This window comes from Varibaculum sp., from assembly GCF_008661855.1.
GTDB lineage: Bacteria > Actinomycetota > Actinomycetes > Actinomycetales > Actinomycetaceae > Varibaculum > Varibaculum timonense_A.
In genome coordinates, this window is the sequence record NZ_RPZY01000034.1 from 1 (window position 1) to 2,754 (window position 2,754).

Sequence of the window (2,754 nt, forward strand, 5' to 3'; positions counted from 1 at the left end):
CGCGCAGCTACTCAGCTTGCTGTCTACTACTGGTCAGACTCTTTCACCTTAGAGAAAATCCGCGAAATAGTAGCTAAAGATGGCGTAGATTCCCAGAAAACTCACGGTTTCGGAAGAATTGATACTCCTGAGGGAGCAAAAGTTAAAGCAGCATACGAGAAAATCATTGCCTATGCTGAGGATTCAAATTCAGATAGCGACATTGTTGATAAAAACATCGGCGTTTACATCCCAAACCTTTCGAATTACCAGCGTTTCATTAGCTCCAAGGACACCCCGCAAGAGCGCATTCCAGTTATCGCGATGGTAGATAAAAAGACCGTAGCGCCAGACACCCCGCAGCCAAAGGCGGATGTTAAGGAGTCGCCGGCGAAGAATCCGCAGTCTGATTGCAAGAAGAAGCAGGTCACTGAGACCTTCACTGTGACGACCACGCCATACAAGTGGGATACCGCCAGCAAGACGTGGGTTCTCGATACTGACAAGGCCACCACAGAAGACGTAAATCGTACTCGCGAGATGACCGATGCTGAACTCCAAACCTGTACCCCGCAGCCAAAGGCGCAGGCCAAGGAACGTTCGCTTGCGTTAACAGGCCTATCTAGCAGCAATCTTCTCGGGATTGGAGCCGCTATGTTCGCAGTAGGAGTTATTGGACTATCTACTCGAAAGCGCTCAAAGGAGTAACTTCCTAGCTAGTTGAAAAGGAACGGAGCCAAGAATATGACAAAATCTTATTCTTGGCTCCGTTCCTATACTCACCAGCCGATTGTTCCTCCGACCCCTCCGGCTTCACCGAAGACGAAGTTGTCGAAGGCCGGTGCTTCCGGAATCCTGACACTGCTGGCCCTCGGTGGCCTGATGACAGCAGATGGAGCTCTTCTGGTGACACGTCGCAAGAAGAACCTCATGCGACCCATTTGATTACAAGGACCTAGTCCTGATCACACAATGGTGCGCCGTCGAATCTCACCGGTTCGGTGGCGCGTCATTATGTATACCCGCACATGAGCCTCGTCCCCCATGATCAGCACTGTTTACGCCTAGGCTGAAAGACAAAAACACCAACCACACAGCCAAAAGGCGAATACTGAAAAAAGGGGAAGCGCGATACCCAACGTGGAACTCAAACCACCTGAGGTGGATGCATCGCCCCTAGCCCCGCACTGCGTTGACGGAGCGAAGGTAGAGATTCTGACCTTGCGCGCAGTCCCTCTTGGAGGCTTGTGCGCAATGACTGTCGCACGCACGCTACTCCAACGCCGGTCCCTCATTGGCGCGTGGTGCTTTGTTGACCATTACGGTCCCGACAGGGTCTTAGACGTTGGCGGCATGGGCGTTGCTCCGGAGTTCCCGCGCGTCACTATCAAACCGCGCCTCAACGTCGAGCCCGTCGCTCGGTTAGACGTGCGGGCCTGATCAGCGTCCCAAAGTCGAGCTTTCCAAACCCTCATCAGGTCGGGCGTTTTGATTTACAGTCGGGTGGTCGGTCAAGACGTTCTCAATCGGCTGGGTGAACCCAGCCGTTATCTGCGGTCCAAGCTCATCAAGTTACTGGCTGCACTTGGTGCGATAGTTTGCTTTGTTTTGGTGGGGTTTTGTTGCTCGGTTTTATCGAGGAGGATAAGGGGTCTGGCCCAACATTATTCGCAAGAGTTCAAAGCTTGAGCAGTGTGTCTTGTCAAGGAGCGGTTAAAACAGGACCCGGCATTGTCCATGAGGGTGTCAGTGGCGCGCGTCGGGGCAGATCCCCGATCACTACTCAGCCCACACACGTACCGGATAGGCGACCAGACCTTATGGAGCGTAACTTCCGCGCTAAGCACCCCCATCAGCTCTGGGTTGCTGATATTACCTATGTCCGCACCCGGGCCGGGTTCGTTTACACAGCGGTTGTCACCGATGTATTCTCACGCATGATTGTGGGCTGGTCCACCCGATCAACCATGCGAACCGAGGCATTGCCATTGGAAGCCCTTGATCAGGCGATTAGCCAGGCCAAAGGGGAATCTCGCCTCGCTGGCCCACCACAGTGATCATGGCTCTCAGTACGTCTCCAGCGCTTATGGAAGTTTGCTTGCCGAGCATAGTATCGCCTCGTCCACTCGAACAGTGGGAGACTCTTACGATAACGCTCTAGCAGAAACAATCAACGGGCTATACAAGACCGAGCTGATCTACTCCCAGACCTGAGCAGGAGTGACGGAGGTCGAGTTCGCGACGATGAACTGGGCTCACTGGTAGAACACCAAGCGGCTACACGAAGCTCTTGAGCACCACACCCCAACCAAGATCATCACAACTTATAACCAGACCCACGCCAGACAACTGGCACCCAATTTAAGAAGCAGAACAAAACCCAAGACACTTCATTTCGCGCTCAAATTGACATGAGGCACCACGTACTTTTCATGACAGAAGTAGTATTTAGAAATTACAGATAGCCCCGGGAGCGGCATCGCCACCACGACTGCACGCCAGAGCGCCGGGCACCAGTAACCACGGACATTTTCTGGTGAAACTTTCAGGGTAGAAAATCTACCTTTGCTGACGGGCGGGAGCCTCAAAACCCTCCCGCTTGGCGTGGTTTTTATACCGCTTAGTTAATATAACTTGTACTGCCGGCAATAAGGCTTTTAACTGTAAGTAGCAGATACGCAAACGTCCTTGGTTTAATGATAATCGCCGGCAAGTGAGAGAGGAAAGGAGGTGGAACGGAATGAAATTCACGCTCACGATTGATCCCACCGTAAC

The 2,754-nt window shown here is 52.7% G+C and carries 1 protein-coding gene and 1 pseudogene; both read left to right on the top strand.

All coding sequences use genetic code 11. From position 1 onward, the window contains the following. The coding region (locus QZT94_RS04465) for a Cys-Gln thioester bond-forming surface protein (protein ID WP_296773205.1) at positions 1-687 on the top strand (687 nt) is incomplete at its 5' end. Between the two features lie 1,034 nt (positions 688-1,721). Further along, positions 1,722-2,394: pseudogene (locus tag QZT94_RS04470) on the top strand (IS3 family transposase); the annotation flags it as partial. Positions 2,395-2,754: the final 360 nt, after the last annotated feature.